Here is a 1,518-nt window from a genome sequence, read left to right on the forward strand (position 1 = left end):
GTATATAGATAGTTGTGTATCATCTAACTCAATGCCTTGTATGTCGTATTTTAATCGTTGTAAATTAGTAATATTCATTCAATCATCCTTTCTAACTGTTTATATTATATGTATACCTTATTCACAATTAACTTCCCATAACCTATCTTATGTAAACTAGTTATATACTCGAAGTATTGATACATCAACGTTTCCACTTATGTACGTTACTTTACCATTATACAAAATTTATACATCATTGATATATCAACGTTTTGGGAATGAATACGCAAACGATATGTACCCTTTTAATGCATAAAATAACGGTCATTTATACATTGATACTTTTATCATTTAATTACTATTACGTTCAATAATAGTTACTCGATCATCTAATGAATTAAAGTTTTCTTCTAATGAAACTAATGACTTCTCCACTTGTAATAATGATTTAGAAGTTTGTTCCTGTATCTTATTGGACTCTGATAGATGCTCCATTAACTTATTCTCACGTTCCTTAGATTCTGCTCTATATTCATCATGTAGAGTTGTTAATCTATCTTCTTGCTTATCACTCTTTTCATATACCTTCTTTAAAATGAAGCCGACTAATACGATACAGCATACTGCCCAAACTGCTGGGGACAATGCTACTTGTGATAACTGTTCTATTGTCATAATTATCTATCATCCTTCACTATTAATATAATTGGTAGTGTAGTGGGGGGCGTACCATATATAACAGGGTGTGAGAAATGTAGCATATACACTATAAAGCATATTCCCTTGACACTACTACATTTTAACTCAACTCGTACACACCTATTTCCCACTTTTCTACACTACGCTTCTATGTTATTCTGTATCATATATTTATAACTAAACTGTACCAACTGTATCATTACTATTATGTACATCATACTCTACACCTTTTAAACGACTCATCTCACGTGATTTATCTGTGACATATGGCGATATTTCAACGATACTTTCTACGCTAATAGCACCCATGTCAAATTGAGTTTTAAGGTTATCTAAAATTTCTTTATGATTACTTGGCATATCATACTGGAAGTTAAAATCTAAGGAAATCATCTCATCATCTGATACTGTAATACCTTTATATTTTAATAATCGCTGTACCTTTTCCCAACGTTGTGAGAAACCTTCTCTTAGGTACGTCTCGTTTACTCCTGCTTGTACATTTGCTAATGAAAACATCATACGGATTGATTCAGACGATAAGTTTGATACATCACTCTTATTAAAAGCAACTGAGGGTGTAGCAGATACATCTAATAAATTTTGCATAAGTGTCTTATAAACTAAATCGAATGACTTACTATCTAATTGACCATTTACAAGCGAAAATGTACTACCATCATCCAATGTTAATCCTGTTCCAACAATTTCAGAAGGAATAGATGCATTAGTTAATTGATTTCCTGTTACGACTGGAATTGGATTAATAAACTTATACATGCTATCAATATACTTACTAAGCACATCTTCCATATTATCTAGAATGTTTTGATAGTC

At 31.4% G+C, this 1,518-nt stretch carries 2 protein-coding genes; both read right to left on the minus strand.

Going from position 1 to position 1,518, the window contains the following annotated elements; genetic code table 11:
• Nucleotides 1–333 precede the first annotated feature (333 nt).
• Nucleotides 334–657, minus strand: a complete 324-nt coding sequence (locus ACIQVU_RS20215) for a hypothetical protein (protein ID WP_402897032.1) — start codon at nt 655–657, stop codon at nt 334–336.
• A 201-nt stretch (nt 658–858) separates the two neighbouring features.
• On the minus strand, nt 859–1,518 hold a 660-nt coding region (locus ACIQVU_RS20220), incomplete at its 5' end, for a phage portal protein (RefSeq protein ID WP_402897033.1).

It is taken from the genome of Lysinibacillus sp. NPDC098008 (assembly GCF_044760715.1).
Taxonomy (GTDB): Bacteria; Bacillota; Bacilli; order Bacillales_A; family Planococcaceae; genus Lysinibacillus.